This is a genomic window from Psychroserpens mesophilus (genome assembly GCF_050617655.1).
GTDB lineage: Bacteria > Bacteroidota > Bacteroidia > Flavobacteriales > Flavobacteriaceae > Psychroserpens > Psychroserpens mesophilus_A.
Window position 1 is genome coordinate 1 of the sequence record NZ_JBODQC010000388.1, and the last position, 247, is coordinate 247.

Here is a 247-nt window from a genome sequence, read left to right on the forward strand (position 1 = left end):
TCACGCGCGACAGCGGCGCCACCGAAGACGCGCTGCGCCTGAGCGTCGAGGAATTCGCGCGCCGCGCCGCGCTCGGCTGCTTCGCGCTGCGCTGGGCCAGCCATGGCCTGCATTACGGCATCGGCATCGAGGTCGACACCTGGCTGGACTGCGGCGCGCCCGTCATCATCAACGGTTCGCGCGCGCACCTGGCCGAGGCCCACCGGCGCTATCCGGCGCTGACCGCGGTCGAGATCACGGTCGACCC

Annotated in this window: 1 protein-coding gene; it reads left to right on the plus strand. The window is 72.5% G+C overall.

Going from position 1 to position 247, the window contains the following annotated elements; genetic code table 11:
* A partial coding sequence (locus tag ACRHNM_RS17710) for a hypothetical protein (RefSeq protein WP_431137958.1) occupies positions 1 to 247 on the plus strand: 247 nt, incomplete at both ends.